The sequence below is a fragment of the Paractinoplanes bogorensis genome, from assembly GCF_018829635.1.
GTDB classification, from domain to species: domain Bacteria; phylum Actinomycetota; class Actinomycetes; order Mycobacteriales; family Micromonosporaceae; genus Actinoplanes; species Actinoplanes bogorensis.
On the sequence record NZ_JAHKKG010000005.1, the window covers coordinates 684,035 to 705,221 of the forward strand.

General features: G+C 71.8%; 22 protein-coding genes. 6 read left to right on the top strand and 16 right to left on the bottom strand.

The features are described 5' to 3' along the window. Positions 1 to 234 precede the first annotated feature (234 nt). The 5 genes from KOI35_RS18670 to KOI35_RS18690 form a co-directional block, all read right to left on the bottom strand. Positions 235 to 1,047 (bottom strand): sigma-70 family RNA polymerase sigma factor, encoded by an 813-nt coding sequence (locus KOI35_RS18670; protein ID WP_215788726.1) that lies wholly within the window; start codon positions 1,045 to 1,047, stop codon positions 235 to 237. A gap of 106 nt (positions 1,048 to 1,153) precedes the next feature. Continuing rightward, positions 1,154 to 1,765, bottom strand: coding sequence for a response regulator transcription factor (locus tag KOI35_RS18675; protein WP_215788727.1), 612 nt, complete (start codon positions 1,763 to 1,765; stop codon positions 1,154 to 1,156). Beyond that, entirely contained in the window at positions 1,762 to 2,862 is a 1,101-nt protein-coding gene (locus KOI35_RS18680; protein ID WP_215788728.1) for a sensor histidine kinase, read from the bottom strand. The genes KOI35_RS18675 and KOI35_RS18680 overlap by 4 nt, the downstream gene beginning before the upstream one ends. 17 nt (positions 2,863 to 2,879) lie before the next feature. Further along, complete coding sequence (locus KOI35_RS18685) at positions 2,880 to 3,662, bottom strand: ABC transporter permease (protein ID WP_215788729.1); 783 nt, start codon at positions 3,660 to 3,662, stop codon at positions 2,880 to 2,882. Next, positions 3,659 to 4,588 carry an ABC transporter ATP-binding protein gene (locus tag KOI35_RS18690; RefSeq protein ID WP_215788730.1) on the bottom strand — a complete coding sequence of 310 codons (930 nt, stop codon included), beginning with the start codon at positions 4,586 to 4,588 and terminating at the stop codon, positions 3,659 to 3,661. Before KOI35_RS18690 ends, KOI35_RS18685 begins: the two co-directional genes overlap by 4 nt. Positions 4,589 to 4,681: 93 nt before the next feature. Between KOI35_RS18690 and KOI35_RS18695 the strand changes: the two genes are divergently transcribed. Continuing rightward, positions 4,682 to 5,206 (top strand): 2'-5' RNA ligase family protein, encoded by a 525-nt coding sequence (locus KOI35_RS18695; RefSeq protein WP_215788731.1) that lies wholly within the window; start codon positions 4,682 to 4,684, stop codon positions 5,204 to 5,206. Here KOI35_RS18695 and KOI35_RS18700 read toward each other — a convergent pair. Further along, complete coding sequence (locus KOI35_RS18700; RefSeq protein WP_215788732.1) at positions 5,203 to 7,311, bottom strand: MMPL family transporter; 2,109 nt, start codon at positions 7,309 to 7,311, stop codon at positions 5,203 to 5,205. The genes KOI35_RS18695 and KOI35_RS18700 overlap by 4 nt on opposite strands. A gap of 142 nt (positions 7,312 to 7,453) precedes the next feature. On the opposite strand from KOI35_RS18700, the gene KOI35_RS18705 reads away from it, so the two are divergent. The 3 genes from KOI35_RS18705 to KOI35_RS18715 are packed head-to-tail and all read left to right on the top strand — an operon-like array spanning position 7,454 to position 11,409. Then, positions 7,454 to 8,560 carry a sensor histidine kinase gene (locus KOI35_RS18705; RefSeq protein ID WP_215788733.1) on the top strand — a complete coding sequence of 369 codons (1,107 nt, stop codon included), beginning with the start codon at positions 7,454 to 7,456 and terminating at the stop codon, positions 8,558 to 8,560. Next, the gene (locus tag KOI35_RS18710) at positions 8,557 to 9,234 is read left to right on the top strand and encodes a response regulator (protein WP_215788734.1); all 678 of its coding nucleotides are present in this window, start codon (positions 8,557 to 8,559) and stop codon (positions 9,232 to 9,234) included. Before KOI35_RS18705 ends, KOI35_RS18710 begins: the two co-directional genes overlap by 4 nt. 9 nt (positions 9,235 to 9,243) lie before the next feature. Further along, a complete protein-coding gene (locus KOI35_RS18715) occupies positions 9,244 to 11,409 on the top strand; it encodes an ATP-binding protein (RefSeq protein WP_215788735.1) in 2,166 nt (721 codons plus the stop codon). Here KOI35_RS18715 and KOI35_RS18720 read toward each other — a convergent pair. The 10 genes from KOI35_RS18720 to KOI35_RS18765 form a co-directional block, all read right to left on the bottom strand. Next, positions 11,334 to 11,789 (bottom strand): response regulator, encoded by a 456-nt coding sequence (locus KOI35_RS18720; RefSeq protein ID WP_215788736.1) that lies wholly within the window; start codon positions 11,787 to 11,789, stop codon positions 11,334 to 11,336. The two genes, KOI35_RS18715 and KOI35_RS18720, sit on opposite strands and share 76 nt — an antisense overlap. After that, the gene (locus KOI35_RS48965) at positions 11,782 to 13,353 is read right to left on the bottom strand and encodes a PP2C family protein-serine/threonine phosphatase (protein ID WP_215788737.1); all 1,572 of its coding nucleotides are present in this window, start codon (positions 13,351 to 13,353) and stop codon (positions 11,782 to 11,784) included. The genes KOI35_RS18720 and KOI35_RS48965 overlap by 8 nt, the downstream gene beginning before the upstream one ends. Positions 13,354 to 13,418: 65 nt before the next feature. Next, entirely contained in the window at positions 13,419 to 14,270 is an 852-nt protein-coding gene (locus KOI35_RS18730) for an ATP-grasp domain-containing protein (RefSeq protein WP_215788738.1), read from the bottom strand. Positions 14,271 to 14,280: 10 nt separating this feature from the next. Beyond that, positions 14,281 to 14,619 carry a DoxX family protein gene (locus KOI35_RS18735; RefSeq protein ID WP_215788739.1) on the bottom strand — a complete coding sequence of 113 codons (339 nt, stop codon included), beginning with the start codon at positions 14,617 to 14,619 and terminating at the stop codon, positions 14,281 to 14,283. A 63-nt stretch (positions 14,620 to 14,682) separates the two neighbouring features. Beyond that, positions 14,683 to 15,618 (bottom strand): DUF3626 domain-containing protein, encoded by a 936-nt coding sequence (locus KOI35_RS18740; protein WP_215788740.1) that lies wholly within the window; start codon positions 15,616 to 15,618, stop codon positions 14,683 to 14,685. Continuing rightward, positions 15,615 to 16,451, bottom strand: coding sequence for an undecaprenyl-diphosphate phosphatase (locus tag KOI35_RS18745; protein ID WP_215788741.1), 837 nt, complete (start codon positions 16,449 to 16,451; stop codon positions 15,615 to 15,617). The genes KOI35_RS18740 and KOI35_RS18745 overlap by 4 nt, the downstream gene beginning before the upstream one ends. A 57-nt stretch (positions 16,452 to 16,508) precedes the next feature. Continuing rightward, positions 16,509 to 17,438 (bottom strand): tyrosine-type recombinase/integrase, encoded by a 930-nt coding sequence (locus KOI35_RS18750; protein ID WP_215788742.1) that lies wholly within the window; start codon positions 17,436 to 17,438, stop codon positions 16,509 to 16,511. A gap of 12 nt (positions 17,439 to 17,450) precedes the next feature. Further along, on the bottom strand, positions 17,451 to 19,031 hold the full coding sequence (locus tag KOI35_RS18755) for an ABC-F family ATP-binding cassette domain-containing protein (protein WP_246613273.1): 1,581 nt from the start codon (positions 19,029 to 19,031) through the stop codon (positions 17,451 to 17,453). Positions 19,032 to 19,177: 146 nt separating this feature from the next. Next, the gene (locus tag KOI35_RS18760) at positions 19,178 to 19,513 is read right to left on the bottom strand and encodes a hypothetical protein (RefSeq protein WP_215788744.1); all 336 of its coding nucleotides are present in this window, start codon (positions 19,511 to 19,513) and stop codon (positions 19,178 to 19,180) included. 38 nt (positions 19,514 to 19,551) lie between these two features. Further along, a complete protein-coding gene (locus KOI35_RS18765) occupies positions 19,552 to 19,845 on the bottom strand; it encodes a hypothetical protein (protein ID WP_215788745.1) in 294 nt (97 codons plus the stop codon). A 15-nt stretch (positions 19,846 to 19,860) separates the two neighbouring features. Between KOI35_RS18765 and KOI35_RS18770 the strand changes: the two genes are divergently transcribed. Then, positions 19,861 to 20,028, top strand: a complete 168-nt coding sequence (locus KOI35_RS18770) for an SDR family oxidoreductase (protein WP_215788746.1) — start codon at positions 19,861 to 19,863, stop codon at positions 20,026 to 20,028. Beyond that, positions 20,025 to 20,972 (top strand): zinc-binding dehydrogenase, encoded by a 948-nt coding sequence (locus tag KOI35_RS18775; protein WP_215788747.1) that lies wholly within the window; start codon positions 20,025 to 20,027, stop codon positions 20,970 to 20,972. The genes KOI35_RS18770 and KOI35_RS18775 overlap by 4 nt, the downstream gene beginning before the upstream one ends. The last annotated feature ends 215 nt before the right edge of the window (positions 20,973 to 21,187 follow it).

A 21,187-nucleotide genomic window follows, 5' to 3' on the forward strand; every position in this document is an offset into this window, starting at 1 on the left:
GCTACGGAACGCCCCCACTACGGACATCCCACAGTGCCAGCCTTTGACCTGACCCCAGCCATTCCACGGCCAGGCACCGGACGCCTGCCCCGCCCACGACGAACACCACCCCCGCCTCCGGTGACAGCTCTTGACCTGAACCGCACCAAACACCAGGTCAGGCAGGGGGCCGATCTCCCACCACCAAGACGAACAGCGTCCCCCTGGTTGATGTTTTGATCTTGCCGACCCGGGTCAGGCCGCCGCAGGCAGGCCCTGCAGGTCGGTGACGGCGAGGCGGGACACCATGGAGGTACGGGCGGCGATCTTGGCCGCGTACAGGGCACGCTTACGAGACACACAGCCGGTAGGAACCGGAGCAGGCTGCTGCAACATGTGGACCGTCAACCCGGTCCGGAGCAGAGCCAACGCCTCGGTCCGCAACTGCGACACCCGAGACTCGGACACCCCAAGCTCAGCGGCAACCTCGGACAGGGGCCGCTCCCGCAGGAACGACGCCTCCACGACATACCGGAGCTTCGACGGCAGCACAGCCACCGCATCATGCAGATACCCGATCCGCTCCCGGTAGATCAGCATCTCCTCCGGGTTACGGGCCGGCTCGGTGACCATGTCGCCGGCGGTGAAGCCCTGCAGTGACAACACAGCGGCCCGCTGCACGTCATCCTGGGTGTTCGACAGTTCACTGACCGCGACACCAAGCAGGGCGGCGAGTTCCTCGGCAGTCGGGGTGCGGCCGAGCTGCACGGTCAGCTCCTGGCGGGCTTCGTCGGCGCGGCGGGCCCGGGCCCGGACCGAGCGGCTGGCCCAGTCCATCCCCCGCAGTTCGTCCAGCATCGCGCCGCGTACGCGCTGGGCCGCGAACCGGCCGAACGGGATCCCCCGGTCCGGATCAAAGGCGCGGGCCGCGGTGACGAGAGCCGTATACCCCGCCGACGCGAGGTCGTCGCGGTGCACGTGGGGTGGAACCTTGAACAGCATCTCCCGGACCATGTGGCCGACCAGGGCCATGTTGTCCTGGACCAGCGTGTCGATGTCGGCGTTCATCGGTGGTTCCCCCTTGTCGTGGCTGACAAGAGGGAACTTTCGTGGCGGCCGGGTGCAGAAGAAGGTGGCTACCGGGTGCTGCTGGGTTGCATCGGAACCGGAATCCTCAAGTGAGCAGCCACCCGTTCTCCCCGGCCAGCCGCACGGCTTCGGCGCGGGTGCGGGCGCCGGTCTTGCCGATGGCGGCGGACAGGTGGTTACGGACCGTGCCTTCGGACAGGTGCAGTTCCCGCGCGATGTCGGCGACCGTCCCGCCGTCGGAGGCGGCCCGCAGCACCCCTGTCTCGCGTTCGGTCAGCGGGGAGTCGCCCTGGGCCAGGGACTGCGCGGCCAGGCCGGGGTCGACCACGCGTAACCCTTCGTGGACGCGGCGGACGGCGTCGGCGAGCTGCCGGGCCGGGGTGTCCTTGACGATGAATCCGCCCGCCCCGGCCGCCATGGCCTGGCGCAGGTAGCCGGCCCGCCCGAAGGTGGTGACCATCAGGACCCGGCAGGTGGGTTGCACGGCGAGCAGGGCGCGGGCGGCGGCGACCCCGTCGAGGCCGGGCATTTCGACGTCGAGCAGGGCGACGTCGGGTTCGCTGGCCCGGGCGGCGGCGACCACCTCGTCGCCGCGGCCGACCTCGGCGACGACCTTGAGGTCGGGTTCCATGTCGAGCAGGGCGGCCATGGCCCCGCGGACCAGGGCCTGGTCGTCGGCCAGCAGCAGTTTGATCATGTCGGTACCTCCACCCGCACCCGGAAGCCGGGTTGGTCGTCTCTGGTGCCCGCCGTCAGCTGTCCTCCGGCGGCGTCGGCGCGGCGTCTCAGCCCGGCCAGGCCCTGCCCGGAGGAGGACCCGGCGGGGCCGGTCCCGTCGTCGACGATCTCCACACACCCCGGGGCCAGGGACACCCGGACGTGGCGGGCCCCGCTGTGCCGGACGACGTTGGTGACGGCTTCGCGGATCGTCCAGGCGAACAGTTCCCGGTGGCGGCTGGGTACCTCGTCGGCGGCGCCGGGCAGGTCGGCCTCGACGTTGGCGGCGGCCAGGGCCTCCCGGGCGGCGGCGATCTCGCCGGGCAGGGAGATCCCGCGGACGCCCATGGCGGTGGCCCGCACGTCGGCCAGGGCGTCGCGGGCCAGGGTCTCCAGGTCGGCCAGTTCCCGGCGGGCCCGGTCGAGGTCGACGTCGAGCAGCCGCTGGGCCAGTTCGGCCTTGACGGTGACCACGGTCAGCGAGTGGCCGAGGATGTCGTGCAGGTCGGCGGCGATGCGGGCGCGTTCGTCGGCCACCGCCCGGTCGGCCAGTTCCCGCTGCGCCACGACGAGGCGGGCCTGGCGTTCCATGGCGGCCCGGAAGCCGTAGGTGGCCAGTGAGCCGAGGAGCACGGCGAGGCCGTACTGGCCGTCGGTCCAGCCGGGCACGACGTGCGGCAGGATCTCGGCCGCGGCGGCCAGGGTGAGCGCGAGCGGGGCACCCTGGGCCAGTGGCAGGTTCACCATGGCCAGGGCGGCGATGTAGACCAGGCAGGTCAGGGCGTTGTCGCCGGCGCCGGGGATCTGCAGGCCGAACAGGGCCAGCAGCAGGGTGATGCCGAGCCAGGTGCGCACGGCGTGCCGGGCCGGGCCGCCGGTGCCGCGGCGGATCTGCCGGGCCCGGCTGACCAGGAACAGGTAGCCGGCCGCGAACACCACCACGGAGATCAGCCCGGCCGTACGCCAGTACAGGTTGGGCTGCCCGACCAGGGCCTGCACGTTGTTGCCGAGGTAGAACAGCCAGACGGCGGCGAACAACCACCCGTAGCGTCCCGGGCCGGTCGCCGCCGTCGTCATGGGAAGGAATCTACGGTTCACACGCGGGCGGTGTCGCGCCGGAACCGCCACATCGCGCCGGCCGCGAACAGGGCCGTCCACACGACCACGTTGAGCACGGCCGCCCACAGGTTCCCGTCGTGGGTGAGCGGGAAGCGGGCGATCTCGCCGACCCCGTAGACCGGGGTGAACTTGGCGATAGTGGCGAAGGTGTGGCCGAGGGTGTCCAGCGGCACGAACAGCCCGCCCGCGAAGGACAGGATGGCCAGGGCCGGGCCGAGGATCTGCATGACGTTCTCGCTGGGCAGCAGGTAGCCCATGAACAGGCCGAACGCGGCGAACACGAGGGCGCAGACCCAGGCCAGCAGGCCGCAGAACACCCAGGCGGTGGCCGGCAGCTGCGCCCCCGCGAAGGCGCCGACCACGAGCGCGACGGCCACCGACACGGCACCGATGATCATGGCCAGGACCAGTTTCACCGCGACGTAGGCGGCCGGGCGCAGCGGGGTCAGCCGCAGCTGCCGGCTCCATCCGGCGGCCCGTTCGATGGAGACCATCGCCCCGCCGGAGGTGGTGGCCAGCATGGCCCCGTACACGGCCATGCTGATCAGGATGTAGCCGGTGACGTTGCCGTCGCCGATGCGTTCGGTCTTGTAGTCGCCGCCGGTGCCGAAGAGCAGGAAGAAGACGGCGGGCATGACGAAGGTGAAGATGACGGTGCGCCGGTTGCGCAGCATGCGGCGCAGCTCGAGTCCGATCATGCCGGGGCTGAACCCGCCGAACCGGGGCAGGCGGCGTTGGGCAACGGCCAGGGTGGTCATGATGCGGTCTCCTCGTCGGCCGTCAGGGCCAGGAACGCGTCCTCCAGGTTCCGGGAGGTGATCTCCAGGTCCCGGGCGCCGGTCTCGGTGAGCAGGTAGCGGGCGATGCTGTCGGTGTCGTTGCCGTGCAGCCAGACGCTGTCGCCGCGGATCTCGGTGCGTTCGACGCCGGCGATCGCGGTCAGTTCGGCCTCGGTGGCGCCGGGCCAGGTCGCGCGGACCGTGCGGCCGGCGGCGAGGGCTTTGACCTCGGCCGAGGTGCCGTCGGCGACGATCCGCCCGCGCCGCACGAACACGACCCGGTCGGCGTACGCGTCGGCCTCCTCCAGGTAGTGGGTGGCGAAGATGACGGTGCGGCCGCGGCGGGCGTCGTCGCGGATCGCCGACCAGAACTCGTGCCGCCCGGCGACGTCCATGCCGGTGGTCGGCTCGTCGAGGATCAGCAGTTCCGGGTCGGGCAGCAGGGCCATCGCGAACCGCAGCCGTTGCTGCTGCCCGCCCGAGCATTTGCCGACGAGGCGTTTGGCGACGTCGGTGAGCCCGGCCCGTTCGATCGCCTCGCCGACGGCAGTGGCCGGTTTGCCGAACAGCACCGCGGTCAGCCGCACCGTCTCCTCGACCGTGTAGTCCTTGAGCAGCCCGCCGGTCTGCATGACGGCCGAGACCAGGCCGAGCGCGACCGCGTCGTGCGGGCGCTGCCCGTACACCTGGACCCGGCCGGAACTCGGCTGGGACAGGCCGAGCAGCATGTCGACGGTGGTGGTCTTGCCGGCGCCGTTCGGGCCGAGCAGGGCGACCACCTCGCCCGGCCGGATGCGCAGCGAGATGCCGTCGACGGCGGTCACGGCGCCGAAGCGTTTGACGACGCCGTCCAGGTCGACCGCGGCCACGCCGGTGGCGGTGGCGGCGGTGTCAGTGAGGGTCATGGACCTATCGTGGGCCGTGCAACGGCCCGGCCCGGCTGTTACCCGTCACGAGCCCGGCATGACATTCGTCAGGGCGTCCCTGAGAATGCGTCGATGGAACCCACCCACAGCGCCCTGATCGTGACCGTGCCCGAGGCCGAACCGTTCGTCGCCGCCCACCGGGACCGCTACGACCAGGCCGCCGCGTGGGGCGTGCCCGCCCACATCACCGTCTGCTACCCGTTCCTGCCGCCGGACCGGATCGACGGGCACGTGCGGACCGGCCTGCGGCAGGCCGCGGCCGGGGTGCCCGCGTTCTTCTGCTCCCTGACCGCGGTGTCGTGGTTCGGTGAGCGGGTGGTGTGGCTGGCCCCGGAACCGGCCGGCCCGTTCCGGGCGCTGACCGCGGCGGTGACGGCCCGGTTCCCGGCCGCCCGCCCCTACGACGGCCTGTACGACGAGGTCGTCCCGCACCTGACGATCGGCCACGACCACGACCCGGCCGACCTGAAAGCGGCCGCCGACGACGTGGCCGGGCACCTGCCCGTCCCGGCCCGCATCACCGCGATGCGGCTGACCGTGGGGACACCGGTGCCCGGCTCGTCGTGGTCGGCCCTGGAGGAGTTCCCCCTGGGTTAACGGCCGGCGGGTTCCAGCTCCTTCTCCCCGGCCACGGGCGCGGCCAGGTGGCGGGTCAGTCCGGCGCCCTCCACGTCGACGTCGGGCAGCAGCCGGTCGAGCCAGCGCGGCAGCCACCACGCGGAACGGCCGAGCAGGGTCATCACCGCCGGCACGATGATCATGCGGACGACGACGGCGTCGAACAGGATGGCGATGCCCAGGCCGAAGCCGATGCTCTTGATCACCGCGTCGGGGCCGAGCATGAACCCGAAGAACACGCTCATCATGATCAGCGCGGCGGCGGTGACGACCCGGGCACCGTGCCCGAACCCGCTGACCACCGCCGCGCGGGCCGGCGCCCCGTGGACAAAGTCCTCGCGCATGCGGGTCACCAGGAACACCTGGTAGTCCATGGCCAGGCCGAACACGATGCCGATGAGCAGGATGGGCAGGAAGCTGATGATCGGGCCGGTCTGCGACACCCCGAACACCTCCGCCAGCCAGCCCCACTGGAACACCGCGACCAAGGCGCCGAAGGTGGCCGCGACCGACAGCAGGAAGCCGAGGGTGGCCTTCAGCGGGACCAGCAGGCTGCGGAACACCAGGGTCAGCAGCACGAACGCCAGCCCGACGACCAGGGCGAGGTAGGGCAGCAGGGCGCCGGCCAGTTTCTCGCTGACGTCGAGGTTGAGGGCGGTGGTGCCGGTGACGCCGAGGGTGCCGTCGACGTCGCGGATGGCGTGGACCAGGTCCTCGGTGGCGGCGTCGTCGGGGGCGGTGGCCGGCACCACGGTCAGGATGGAGGTGTCGCCGGCCGGGTTGGTGACCGGCGGGGCGACCATGGCGACACCGTCCAGGCCCTTGATGGCGGTGGTGACGGCGGCCGCGTCGCCGGCGTCGGTGACGACCGTGAGCGGGCCGTTGAACCCGGGACCGAACCCGGCGGTGAGCAGGTCGTACGCCTTGCGCTGGGTGGTGTCGGGTGCCGCCGTGGCGTCGGTGGGCAGGCCGAGGCGCAGGTCGGTGGCCGGGATGGCGATCACGCCGAGCAGGGCCACGGCGGCGACCAGGACAGCCACGGGGCGCCGGGCGATGACCCGCACCCACCGCACGCCGAGTGCGGGCTTGGCGGCCTGGTCCCGTACGGGGGAAGGCTTGATCTTTGTCCCGGCGATGCCCAGCAGGGCGGGCAGCAGGGAGAGCGCGATCAGCACGGACACCGCCACGGTGCCGGCCGCGGCCACCCCCATCTGGGTCAGGAACGGGATCCCGACCACGGCCAGCCCGGCCAGGGCGATGACCACCGTCAGGCCGGCGAACACCACCGCCGACCCGGCCGTCCCGACCGCGCGTCCGGCGGCCTCGGCCCGGTCGTGCCCGGCGGCCAGCTCGTGCCGGTACCGGGACACGATGAACAGCGCGTAGTCGATGGCCACGGCCAGGCCCAGCATCATGGCCAGGGTGCTGGTGGTGTCGCCGAGGTCGGTGAACCCGGACGCGATCCCGATGGCGGCCGCCCCGATACCCACCCCGACCAGGGCGGTCAGCAGCGGCAACCCGGCCGCGACGAGGGATCCGAACGTGATGACCAGGACGACCGCGGCCACCCCGAGCCCGATGATCTCGGCGATCGGGGTGTGCCCGGAGACCAGCAGCGCGTCACCGCTCATCTCCACGGTCAGCCCGGCGTCGCGGCCTGCCTGCGCCGCCTGGTTCAGGCCGTCGCGGGCCGCATCGGTCAGCTCCGTCGCCGGCACACTGTAGGTGACCTGGGCGTAGGCGACCGTCCGGTCCGGGTTGAAGGCCGGCTCGGCCACCGCCGCGACCTGCGGCGAGCGTTTCAGCGCGGCCATGGTGGCGTCCACCGCGGCCTGGTCGACGGGCTGCCCGGCGAACACCACCCGGGCCGACGCGGTGTTCCCGGCGGCCTGCGGGAACCGTTCGGTGAGCAGGTCGATGGTCTGCTGGGCGGGGGTGCCCGGAATGCTGAACGACGAGGTCGTGGGCTTCTGCAGCAGCACCATGCCGCCGGCCACGGCCATCAGCACCGCCAGCCAGGCGAGCGCGACCGTCCAGCGGCGGCGGAACGAGAACCGGCCCAGCCGGTAGAGGAACGTAGCCATGCCCAACACCGTCCCGGGGATCAGCGCCGGTTTCGTCGTCCGTCCGCGGTCGGCGCCTACTACGGCCGCAGTAACCGGGCCGGGCGGGCACTACCGCGCCCGGACGACGGCACCACCCGCACGCACCGCATACGGTCTAAGGGTGCTGAGACGAAGGTGGCTGGTCGATCTGCTGCTGGCCGGGCTGGCCGTCGGCGCGGTGATCGGTGACGAGATCCGCGGCGGCGCCGTCCGGCCGGTGGCGATCGCCGTGACCGCCGTCGTGGCGATCCTGGCCCGGCACCGCTGGCCGGTCCCGGCGATGGTGGCCGTCGGGGCGGCGCTGACCGTGACCATCGCGGTCCGGGCGCCGTCGCAGGCGCTGCTGCTCACCCTGGGCTTCCTGATGTACCACTTCATCCTCCACACCACCTACAAGCGGGCGTGGCTATGCTCGGTCGGCGCCGCGACCGTGCTGTTCGCGGTGGGGATGATCGCCGACCCGGGCGTGTGGTGGTCGCTGCAGTCGCTCGGCCTGTACGCGTGGATCGGCGGGGGCGGCGCGGTCGGGGAGGCCGTACGGAACCGGCGGGCCTACATCGCCGAGATGACCGAACGGCTGCGCCAGGCCGAGCACACCCGCGAGCAGGAGGCCCGCCGCCGGGTGATGGACGAGCGGCTGCGCATCGCCCGCGAGCTGCACGACGTCGTCGCCCACCACATCGCCGTCATCACCGTGCAGGCCGGGGCGGCCGGGCACGTCATCCAGCAGCACCCGGAGCAGGCCGGCCCGGTCCTGGAGGTGATCCGGCGGGCCTCCGACGACGTGCTCCGCGAGATCAAGTCGGTGATCGGGGTGCTGCGCGACCCGGGCGAGGCCGACCCGACCGCACCGAGCCCGGGCCTGGACCAGTTGCCCGCCCTGCTGGCGAATTTCGACGTGCGCTACGACGAGAGCGGCGAGCGGCCGGAACTGCCCGCCATCGCCGACCTGGCCGCCTACCGGATCGTGCAGGAGGCGCTGACCAACGCCCACCGCTACGGCGACGGCCCGATCACCCTGCACCTGACCCACGCCCCCGGCACGGTCACCGTCGAGGTCAGCAACCGGATCGCCGGCCGCGGCGACGGGACCGGGTTCGGGCTGATCGGGATGCGGGAACGGGCCGCCGCCGCGGGCGGTAGCGTCACCGCCGGACCCGACGGCGACCGGTTCCGGGTGACCGCCGTCCTGCCCGCCCACGCCCACGCCTTGGAGACCACACCGTGACCATCCGGGTCCTGCTCGCCGACGACCAGGCACTGATCCGCGCCGGCTTCAAAATGATCATCGACGCGGAGCCGGGGATGCAGGTCGTGGCGGAGGCGTCCGACGGCCGTGAGGCGGTCGAACTGGCCCGCACCCAGCGGGCCGACGTGGTGCTGATGGACATCCGCATGCCCGGCATGGACGGCCTGGAGGCCACCCGCCGCCTGTCGGCCGACGACAGCCTGGCCGGGGTCCGCGTCCTGGTCGTCACCACGTTCGAGGACGACGACAACGTCGTGCTGGCGTTGCAGGCCGGGGCCAGCGGATTCGTCGGCAAGAACGTCGCCCCGGCCGACCTGCTGCAGGCCATCCGGGTGGTCGCCACCGGCGAGGCGCTGCTGTCCCCGGCCGCCACCCGCGGGCTGATCGGCCGGTTCCTGGCCGACCTGCGCCCACCCGCGAGCACCGCGGCGTTGACGGTGCTGACCGACCGGGAACGCGAGATCCTCATCCTGGTCGCCCACGGCCTGAGCAACGACGAGATCGCCGCCCGGCTGTTCCTGTCCCCGCTGACCGCCAAGACCCACGTCAACCGGGCCATGGCCAAGCTCGAGGTCCGCGACCGGGCCCAGCTGGTCGTCCTGGCCTACCAGAGCGGCGTGGTCACGCCCGGGGACCCGCTGCCCGGCGGTTAGGGTCGGATCATGACGGAATGGCTGCCGGAACGTGTCGCCGCCGCCGAACGCGAGGTCGGCACCACCTTCGACCTGACCGCCTGCGTCCGGGAACCCATCCACCGGCTCGGCGGCGTCCAGTCGTACGGGGCGCTGCTCGCCGTCCGCGACGGCAAGGTCACGGTGGCCAGCGGCAACGCGGCCGAGGTGCTGGGCATCGACGTCCCGGACGACGACTCGTTCCTGACCGCCGGGCAACGCGACACCCTGTGGTCCCTCGCTGACGCCGACACCGGGCAGACCGCGATGATGCCCCTGGAGCTGGGCGCCCGCCGTTTCGACGTCACCGTGCACCGCTCCGACGGCCACCTCGTGCTCGAGTTCGAACCGGCCCCCGACACCCCGGAGTTCGGCACCCTGTACGCCCCGGTCCGCTCGGCCCTGACCCGGCTGCAACGGGCCGGCACCGTCGTGCAGGCCTGCCAGGCCGCCGTCCGGGAGATCCGCGAGATCACCGGCTACGACCGGGTCGTCGCCTACCGGTTCGAATCGGCCGACGGGCCCGGCGAGGTGATCGCCGAGGAGGTCGTCGACGACTGGGAACCGTGGCTCGGCCTGTGGTTCCCGGCCACCGACGTGCCCCCGCAGGCCCGCCGCCTGTACGAACGCAACTGGATCCGGGTCATCGCCGACGTCGACGACACCACCGCCCGGCTCGACCCGCAGACCCTGCCGGAGACCGGGGAACCGCTCGACCTGTCCCTGTCGGTGCTGCGCACGGTCTCCGAGTTCCACCTGGAATATCTGCGCAACATCGAGGTCACCTCGTCGATGTCGGTGTCGCTGCTCGACGGCGGCCGGCTGTGGGGGCTGATCGCCTGCCACGGCCGCCACGCCAAGGCGCTGAGCCCGCAGACCCGGGCCGCCTGCGAGTTCTTCGGCGTCGCCCTGTCGCTGCACCTGGCCGCCCTGCGCGAGCGCGACGAGGCGGCCGCCCGGGAACGCTCGCGGGAGGTCATCGCACGGCTGCTCGAGCGGTACTCCACCGATCTTCCCGTACGGTGGTCGCAGAACCCGGCCGGCCTGGAGAAGGTCATCGACTGCGACGCCGTGGTCGTGCGCACCGACGGCACCCTGTCCGCGCACGGCATCGACCCCGCCGCGGCCGCCCCGGTGCTGGCCGCGGTCGAGGTGCCCCCGCCCGGCGAGGTGTGGCACAGCGACGCCGTGGGTGACGGCGAGTTCGCCGGGGCCCTGGTGCTGCCGTTCGGCACCGGCGGCGACTGCATCGTCTGGCTGCGCCGCGAACGCACCGTGCCGCGCCGCTGGGCCGCCGACCCCCGGACGCCGGTGATGCTCGGCCCGCACGGCCGGCGCCTCACCCCGCGCGGCTCCACCGCGGTGTTCCTGGCTTCGGTGCGGGGCCGCAGCACCCCGTGGACCACCACCGACCTGGCCATGGCGGTCGAACTGGGCCGGGCCGTCATGGGGGTGGCGATCGCCCAGGCCCGCCGGCTGGCCCTGCTCAACGTCGACCTGGACTCGTTCGCCCACGCCGCCGCCCACGACCTGAAGGAACCGCTGCGCGGGATCGCGAACACGTCCACGTTCATCATCGAGGACGCCGCGGCCGGCCTGGACGCGACCACCGTACGGCGGCTGGAATCGATCCAGCGGCTCGCCACCCGGATGGACGAGCTGCTCAACGCCCTGCTGTACTACGCGCGGCTGGGCCGCACCGAGCTCGACCGGTCGTCGATCCCGTTGCGCGACGCGGTGGCCCGGGCGCTGGAGATCGCCGGGCCGAGGCTGGCCGACGCGCAGGTCGTCCTGGACATGTCTGACCTGTCGGGCGGGTTGGACGCCGACCCCGTGCTGCTCGACCAGGTGCTCGTGAATCTGCTGGTCAACGCGGCCAAGTACGCCCGGCCGGGCGGTGGGCACGTCGTCGTCGGCTTGGAGCACCACGCCCTGTTCGTCCGCGACGACGGCATCGGCATGCCCGGCCACCTGCGTGAACAGGCGTTCCAGCTGTTCCGCCGGCTGCACCCGGAGGCCGCCCGCGACGGGTCCGGGGCCGGCCTGGCGATCGTGCGGCGCATCGCCGAACGCCACGGCGGTCAGGCCTGGGCCGACGAGTCCCCCGGCGGCGGCACCACCGTGTGGGTCACGTTCGGCTCCCGTGACCTCCAGTAGTCCAGGGTCCGGCTCAGCACGCTCTGGAACAACGCGAAGTTGATCGGCTTGTAGATGTAGCTGTCGGCGCCGGCCGCGTAGCAGGCGTCGGCCTCGGCCTGGTCCTCCGATGAGGTGAACACGACCAGCCGCAGCCCGCCCAGGTCGGGCCGGGCCCGCACCTGGCGCACCACGTCGAGGCCGCCCTCGCCGGGCATGTTCAGGTCGAGCAGGACGAGGCCGGGCCGTTCGGCGCCGTCGGCGGTGAGCCGGTCGAGGACGCCGGTGCCGGAACGCAGGAACTCCAGCCGCACGTCGGGATGCGAGCGGCCGATGGCCCGGGCGATCGCCTCGATGTCGGAGTCGGAGTCCTCGACCACGAGGACCAGGTCGTCACTCATCGTCGCGCCGCACGGCCAGCAGGGCGATGTCGTCGGTCGCGGCGGCGGACCGGCTCAGGTCGTCGACCAGGGCCTGCGGGCCGGCGTCACGCAGCCGGTCGAGGGCCTGGCCGAGGGCGGCGTCCTCGAACATCCGCCCGTCCGGGTCGCGGCTCTCGGTGAGCCCGTCGGTGAACATCAGCAGCGTGTCCCCGGCGCCCAGCTCGAGGGTGGTCGGTTTCAGCTTCGGCACTTCCAGGACCCCCAGCGGTACGCCTCCCCCACCGGCCCGCCCGGCGGGGCCGCCCGCCCGCATCAGCACCGGCGCCGGGTGCCCGGCCGACGTCCACTCCACGGTCCGCCGGTCGGCGCTGATCAGGGCCACCCCGGCCGTGATGAACCGCCACGACCCGTCCAGGTGCAGCCGCGCGTTGAGCCGGGTCAGCGCGCGCAGCGGTGACAGGCCCTCCTGCAGCAGGGCGGCCAGGCTGTGCCGGGCCATCCCGGTCAGCGCGGCCGCGTCCACCCCGCGCCCGCACACGTCGCCGATCAGCGCCGCCACCTCGCCGTTGTCGCGGACCACGACGTCGTAGAAGTCGCCGCCGACCTCCAGGACCCGGTCGCCGACCGTGTAGGACGCGGCCAGCCGCAGCCCGTCGACGCCGGGCAGCCGGGTCGGCAGCAGGTGCTGCTGCATCCGCACGACCTCCTGCCGGCGCTGCTCGTAGAGGGTGCTGTTGTCGATGGCCAGGGCGGCCCGGGCGGCCAGGTCGCGCAGGAACGCGGCCGGCGGGATCCGTTCGGGGTCGCGGTCGAACAGGAACACCAGCAGCCCGATGACCCGGCCCCGGGCCCGCAGCTCCTGGGCGTGCTCACCCGGGGTGGCCAGCCGCTCGACCGCCCCGGGATCGCGCAGCATCGCGTCCAGGCGGCGCATGTCGACGTGCACGGCGCTGCGCAGCTGCGGTTTGCCGTCGGCGTAGACGAACACCAGGCAGCCCTCGGCGATCGCCGGGACGGCCATCCGCGGCACCCGGTACATGGTCTGTTCGGTGTCGAGCACCGCGTCCATCTGCAGCGACGCCTCGGCCAGCAGCGCGTCGCGGATCTGCTGCTGCTGTTCGTCGCGGACCCCGGACAGCCGGCGGATCGCCTCCCGGGTCACCCCGGCCACCTGGGCCAGGCAGTCGCTGACGAAGCTCAGGTCGGCGGTGTCGTCGACGGCGAGCAGGAACGAACCGCCGGCCGTGCCGGGCTGGTCGAACCGGACCGCCACCACCGCGGTGATCCCGAGGTCACGCAGCTCGTCACCCGGGTCGAGGACCCGCACCGGACCGGCCTCGGCGGGAGCCAGGGCCGCGGCGAGAGCCTGCCGTTCCCCGGTCAGCGGCAGCCCCCGCCATCGATAGGCGACAACAGCGGTTCCCCGTACGGCATGACGCAGCCCCCACACCGCGCACACGCCCGGCAACCGCTGCAACGGTGGGAGTACCAGGTCGGCCAGCTGCTCGCGGGAGCTGATGGCCACGGCGGCGCTCCACAGGCGGTGCAGCGTGCCCGCCCACCCCGCATCGATCTCCGACACCTGTCCTCACCCCCTCGGCGGCGGCCAGTATCCCGAATTGATTGCCGGACGGCAACTTTCTCGGATCACGTGTCGAGCAGGGCCGCCACCAGCCGGTCGGTCGCCGCGGCCGGGGCCCGGGGCAGGAACAGCGACGGCTCGACCAGTTCGACCTCCAGCACGCACGGCCGGCCGTCGTCGTCGCGGACCAGGTCGATACGGGCGTACAGCGGCACCCCGAACCGGCCCGTCACCACATCGACCGCCCGCTGGGCCACGGCGATCTGGCGTGGATCGGCCTCGTACTCCGCAGTGGTCTCCTCGGCGAAAAGGTCCTCGACCAGCCCGGCCCGGGGCAGCGCGACCCGCTTGCTCGCGGCGTGACTGTACCGCCCGGCCAGGAACACCAGCGGCCATTCCCCGTCGGACGCGACCGACTTCAGCAACGGCTGCACCAGCACACTCGCGCCGAGGCGCCGGATGTGCGCGGTGGCCGCCGCCCGGTCGCCCGGCCCGTAGGAGGCGGCGTCGCGGCTGCCCGCCCCGACCGCCGGCTTCACCACGAACTCCCCGTCCGGGAACTCCGCCTCCTGACCGGGCTCGACGAAATCGGTCGGCGTGACCGGCACCCCCGCCGCGGCCAGGTCGATCAGATAGTGCTTGTCGAGACTCCACCGCACCATCGGCACCGGATTACGCAGGTCGGTCACCGCGGCCGTCCGGTCCAGCCAGCCCACGAACTCACCCAGGCGCTCCGGGTAGTCCCACGTCGACCGCAGCACCGCCCGGTCGTAGCCGTCCCACACCACGTCCGGGTCGTCCCACGCGACCACGTCGACGGTCGCCCCGGCCGCGCGCAGGGCGGGCAGCGCGAACTCCTCGTCCTCGTCACGGCCCAGCGCCGCCCGCGCGGACACCCACGCCAGCCTCTCGATCATGAAAGGAACGTTACAGGTGCAGCACCCCGGTGATCAGGGCGGCGATCTCGGTGACGAAGAAGATCGCCCACCCGGCCAGGTTGCGCGACCCGACCCGCAGATGCGCGACCAGCGCCCCGCAGAAATACAGCACCAGCCCACCCGCCGCCAGCACCCCCAGCCACGGCACGGCGAACCCGGCGACCAGCCCGACCGTGCCCGCGGCCAGCAGCGACCCGAGCACCGGCACCCACCGCCGCGGGATCCGCTTGATGTCGGCCTGCGCCTTCGGATACTCGTGCCCGGACAGATAGACGACGGCGGCGAACCCGGTGAAGACGGCCGCGATGACCGTGACAGTGACATACATGCCACCAGGGACGACCGGGACGATCAATTCGTGACAGTCAGCAGCGTGCGGGCCGTCGCCCAGTCACGCGGCGGCCGGGGTGCCGCACAGGACCAGGATGTGCCAGACGTACTTGAGCAGTTGCAGCACCTCGGCCGGGGTGCCGAACGACGACCACGTGGCCGGCTCGTGGGTGGCCCGGCCGACCAGGGCGGCGTCGATCACGTCACGGCCGTAGTGCGACGACAGGGCGCGGACCAGCGGCGGGATCTCCGGGCCCTTCAGGTCGGCCGGGAACCCGTCCACGGGCAGTTCGAAACCGGGCGACCACCGGAACCCGGGGGCCAGGGAACGCAGGTGCGCCTCCACCGGCGTACGGGAGAAGGAAGGGTCGGCCACCACGGCCGTGACATGCTCGCCCAGCGTCAGCCCACCGTGGACCTGGGCCTCCACGTAGTGGTCCATCGCCCGCCCGGCCGCCGGACGCGCCGCACCCAGCGCCGCCACCCACTCCGCGGGCGACGCCGCCGGCAGATTCAAGGCCCGGCCGGTGCGGGCCACCTCGTCCAGCAGCGACGCCCACACCGCACCGAACGTGTCCGCCGTGCCGAACACCGACGGCTCGGTGAACGAGTCGCCGTGACTGAACGTGGCCCGGGCCAGCACCGACGGCGCCAGCACCAGATGACAGCTGCCGAAACGCGGCGAGGCACCGTCGGGGTAACCGGCCAGGTTCAGCCCGCCGTAGACCGGCCGGCCCGCCGCACCCGTGTAGACACCGGGGAACATGCGCTGCTCCCACCGGTCCCGGTCACCACCGGCGTACGCGGTCAGACCACCGTTGGAGATACCCGTCTCGAACTGGCTTCGGTACACCCCCTCGGCGGCCAGGCACTCGGCCACGGTCCGGCCGTCGGCCAGCAACCGGTCCGGATGGAAGCTGACCGTGATCGGCGCGACCACCGGCACCGGAGCCGGCTCCGGGAACCGCTTCCGCACGTAGGCGAGAGCGCCCGTCACTTCGGTTCGATCACGTTGAACGTCAGCAGCAGCATCAGGACCACACCGAGCGCCACCCGGTACCAGATGAAGATGCTGTACGAGTGCCGCGAGATGAACTTCAGCAGCCAGTTCACCGAGAAGTACGCCACCACGAAGCTCACCGCCGTCGCCACCAGGGTGTTCGTCCAGCCCACCCCGTCGGCGATGTTGCCCGCCTCCTGATAGCCCTGCAGCACCGACGCCCCCAGCAACGCCGGGATCGACAGGAAGAACGACAGCTTCGTCACCGTCACCCGGTCGAAGTCGCGCAGCAGACCGGCCGACATCGTCGCCCCCGACCGCGACACCCCGGGAATCAGCGCCAGACACTGCACCGTGCCGATGATCAGCGAATCCTTCCAGGTCACATCCTCCTGATGCTTGACCTGGGTGGCCGCATGATCAGCGAACGCCATCACCCCGGACCACAGGATCAGCGCACCCGCCACGAACCACAGGCTCCGCAACGTCGTCTCGATCTGATCCTTGAACAACAGCGCCACGATCACGATCGGGATCGCACCGAGCAGCACCGCCCACCCGAACCGGAAATCCGGGTTGTCCCGCTTCTCCTTGCTGAACAGCCCGGCCAGGAACGCCGGCACGACCCGCGCGATGTCCTTCCACAGGAAAATGATCGTCGCCAGCACCGCACCCGACTGGATGATCACCGTGAACGCGGTGATGTCCGGGTCGTCGATCCGATACCCGAGCAGCTTCTCCAGGATCGTCAGGTGGCCGGTGCTCGACACGGGCAGGAACTCGGTAAAGCCCTCAACCGCGCCCAGCAGCACCGCTTCGAAGATGTTCAAACCCCGACCGCCCCTTTTTGATCCGCTTTACACCGCGGACGAGCATAGGGGGCGCCGTCACCCCTGAGCGCGGCGGGCACGCGCGGCAGCCAGGGTGTAGGCCGGATCACGGTCCAGGTTGTGCCGGTCGCGGTCATACCGGCGGGTGGTCCGCGGATCGGCGTGCCCCATCGCGTCCTGCACATCCTCCAGCGGCACACCCTCGGCCCGGGCCGCCGTGGCGAACGCGTGCCGCAACGAGTGCGGCGACAACTGCTCCGCCGCCGCAATCCCGGCCTCCGACGCCAGCCGCCGGATCAGCCGGAAGATCGCATGCCGATCCACCCGCCCACCGGTCGACGTCATGAACAGCGGGCCCTCCCGGTCACCGCGTACGGCCAGATAGGTGTCCAGGGCCTGCGCGGCCGCCGGGGTCAACGCCCGCCGCCGCTGCTTGCTGCCCTTCCCCACGAACCGGACCGTCCGATGCCCCCGCTCCCAGCCCACATCCTCCAGATCAAGACCGACCAGCTCACTGACCCGCAGACCCAGATCGGCCAGCACCGTCATCATCGCGCAGGTCCGCTCACCCTTCCCGGCCGCCGCGCCCAGCAGCGCGTCGACCTCCTCCGGGGTCAGACCCACCGTCGCCGAATGGTCCCGCGACACGAACGGCCGGTCCGCCCCCGACACCGGATTCGCGTCCACCGCCCGGATCTTGACCAGGAAGTCGTACCAGCTCGACAAGCCCGACAACTTCCGCGCCACGGTCGCCGCCGCCAGCTGCTGCGACTCCAGATTCCGGGCGTACGCGTTCACGTCCAGAAAAGACGCCCGCAACGGCTCCCGCTCGACCGACGCACACCACGCCAGCCACGCATGCACATCCCGCCGGTACGCCGCCCGGGTGTGCTCGGACAACCGCCGGTTCGCCAGCCACACCTCGGTGACCTGCTCGGCCGCCCCGACCTCGGCCAGTTCCCCGCCCTGCCTCGGCACCAGCTGCATGCCCCCATCGTGTCAGCTTTCGATCACGACACCGTCCGCGACATGCCAGCGCCGCCCGAACCCGACCGCCTCCGCGAAATACCGGTCATGCGTCACCACCAGCAACGTCCCCCGATACCGGCGCAACGCCTCCTCGATCACGTCGAGCGCGTCCAGGTCCAGGAAGTTCGTCGGCTCGTCCAGCAGCAACACCCGGGCCGGGCTGTTCACCAGCACCGCCAGGACCAGCCGGCGCAACTCACCGGCCGACAACGTCCGCACCTGCACGTCCCACTGGTCCGGCCCGAACTGATGGCCCTGCAGCAGCTTCTCCGCGTCGTCGGGATACACCGGCACCCGCGACCGGAAGAACTCCATCACCGTCGCCTTGCCGCGCAGCCCGTCCGTGGTCTGCGGCAGCACGGCAGTGTCGTCCGTCGCCAGGGCGTTCAGCAGCGACGTCTTGCCGGCACCATTACGCCCCGTGATCAGAATCCGGTCCCCACGCCGTACGGTGACGTCAGCGCTCTTGATCAAGATTTTCCGGCCGGCCCGCACCGTGAGCCCCCGGGCCTGCAGCACAACCTCGTCGGTGTCGTCCTGATCAGCCGGAAAGGCCAGGGTCAATGGCGGACGCGTCTTCGGCTGCGCGATCCACCGGACCGACTCCATCTGCCGCCGCAACCGCCGCTCCCGCACCTTCGCCTTCCGCGCCACCAACCGGGCGACCCGCCGCAGATGCGGACCCGCCACCCCGAGCCCGGTGGCCTTCTCCACCCCGATCGACTGCTGCTTCGTCCGCTCGATGTCCGCCTCCCACCGGCGGCGATCCTTCTCCTGCGCCTCAAAATCGAGCAACAGCCGCTCCCACCGCCGCTGCTTCTCCACCCGGTACGCCGTGTAGCCACCACCCGGATAGTCCTGCACCTCGGTGTCGATGCCGTCCAATTCGAGGACCCGCGTCACCACCGCATCGAGAAACGCCCGATCATGGCTGACAGTCAAGACCCCTCCCGCGTACGCGGTCAGCCAGCCCTGCAACCAGGCCATGCCCTCGGCGTCCAGGTGATTCGTCGGCTCGTCCAGCAACAACACATCCGGCTCGTCCAGCAACGCCCGCGCCAGCAGCAACCGCGCCTGCTCACCACCGCTCACGTTCCCCAGCGCGAGGTCGTCCGGCAGATGATCGATGTCCAGGCGCTGCCGGATCTCCGCGATCCGCGCCTCCGCCTTCCACCCCTCCAGCGCCGTCCACCGCTCCTGCACCGCCGCATACTCACCGAGAACGTCGTCGCCCGCCTCCAGACGACGCTCCAGCACCCGCATGGCGCTCGTGGCCTCGGCGACCGCGCCCAGGCCCTCGGTCAGAAACGCGCCGACCGTGCCCTCCGGGTCGGGCATCTGCTGCGCCACATACCCGATCCGCGTGTGCGGCCCATACGTGACACTGCCCCGGTCCGGCGTCAGCTCACCCGCCAGCACCCGCAGCAACGTCGACTTCCCGGCCCCGTTCGGACCCACGATCCCGACCCGGTCACCGTCGTGCACCACCAGATCGACATGCTCGAACAGCGGATCGCCGTCGTGGGAACGGCTGAGATCAACGGCTTTCAACAAGAGCCACACTCCAAGGGGCGAAACACCGACAGGACGCTTACCGACGTCGGTTCGCTCTCACATGGAGAAAGGCACTCCCAACAACTGGGCAACAGGTACGCCGACCACCCTGCCCCGCCCGGCGCGACTCCGCAACCGATATGTCAGCACCCGAGCCGCGCGTCGGCCGACCCGCCCGACGTGCCGACCGCTTCACCGTCGACGGTGGCCACGATCTCGTGTCCCGCCGGCACCTCCGACCCGAAGGCGGCCCCGACCGGGATCGACCCGCTCGCGATCAGCTCACCGGCATCCCGGAACTCCACCGTCACCCGATCACCGTCGCGATGCGTGACGCCGGCCGGCACACAGACCTCGAGCTGCCGGGTCGGTGTCTTGTCGTCGTTCGCGCACCCGGCCGGCACCAGCAACAACACGACCACCAGTCCGACACGTCCCGAGGTCAGCACGCGCTCACTGAACCACACGTCCACCACCACGCCCGGAGTTTTCCGGCCGACGAGGCCTGTCGCGGCATTTACCTCATTTGTGCGTGGGGGCTGCGGGGCCAGAGCAGGAGGGCCTGGTCGACGAAGCGCATCAGTTCGGCGTGGGTGATGCCGCCGCCGGCCTGGACGGAGAGGCCGTGGTTGAGTGCGACCAGATAACCGGCCAGAGCCGCCGGGTCGGCGTGGCCGGGCAGGTCACCCTCCTGGGCTGCGCGCATGAAGCGCTCGGTCAGCAAGGTGATGCCGAGCCGCCGTTGGCCGGCGAGTTCGTCGCGGATCGGTTCGGCTTCGGCGCTGCAGGTCAGCCCGGCCTGCACGGTCATGCCATCGACACCGAGATGAACCCGGAATCGGGCCCGGCCGCCGAGGCGATGACCGGCCTGACCTCGCTGGGTCGCTACGGGCGACCCGAGGAGATCGCCGGCGCGGTCGCGTTCCTGGTCGGGCCGGACGCGTCCTACATCACCGGAGCCACCCTCAACGTGGACGGAGGCCAGTCGGCATGACCGTCGTCGTCCGCATTCACCAGCACGGCGGCCCGCCGGTACTGCGCGTCGAACAGGCCGAGGTGGGCGAACCCGGCCGCGGCCAGGTCCGGTTGCGGCAACAGGCCGTCGGCGTCAACTTCTTCGACACGATGGTCCGCCGCGGCGAGGTCGGATTCCCGCTCCCGGCGGTGCTCGGGGTGGAAGGCGCCGGCGTCGTCGAGGCGGTCGGTCCCGGTGTGACCGGCTTCGCTGTCGGTGACCGGGCCGGATACTTCTTCGACCCGGGCGCGTACGCCGGGGAGCGCCTGATCGCCACGGCCTCGCTCATCCCGCTGCCCGACGACATCAGCACCGAGCAGGCGGCCGCGTTCCTGGCCGGCGGACTGACCGCATGGATGGGCCTGCGCGCGCTGCACCGACTCGAGCCGTCGCAGACCGTGCTCGTCCAAGGCGCCTCGGGCGGGGTCGGGGCGCTCCTGTCCCGCTGGGCGAAAGCCCTCGGAGCGACAGTCATCGGCGTGGCGGGTTCACCCTCGAAGGTCGACCGGGTGCCGGCGCCCGCGCTGTGGTCAGGAGATCCGGACTTCGCCGGGAAACTCCGGTCGATCGCGCCGCGCGGGGTGGACGTGGCCTACGACCTCGTCGGCCAAGCCACCTTCGACCAGGTGACGAGCGCGGTCCGCGACGGTGGGCGGATCGTCGCGATCGGCGCCGCCACGGGCCGGCCCCAGGGCGGCACGGACCTGCGGCGGCGGGGCGTCGAGGTGCTCGGCGGATCGACGCCGCAGTACGTCAACGCCTCGACGGTCGGTGCGGCCTCGGCCGAGTTGTTCGGAGCCGTCCGCGCCGGTGTCTTCGCCGACCTCGACCTGGTCCGCTATCCGCTGGCCGACGCGGAGCGGGTCCACCGGGACATCCAGGCCCGTGCACTGACCGGCCTGCCCGTTCTCACCGTCGGCTGAGGGTCGGGATGGTCGAGTCGGATAGACGACCCGGCGGGCCGCGTTCACCTCACCGTGCCGTCCGAAATGGAAGGCGGGATGTCGTTGATTCCTTTTGCTTTTGGGTTCTTGGATCTGAGGGCTCGGTGCGCCGGTGTTCAGGCGCACAACCTGTAAGGCATCCTAGGATGGAGATTGGTTACTGCGTTCTCGCTCACCCGGAGCCGCCCCGCGTG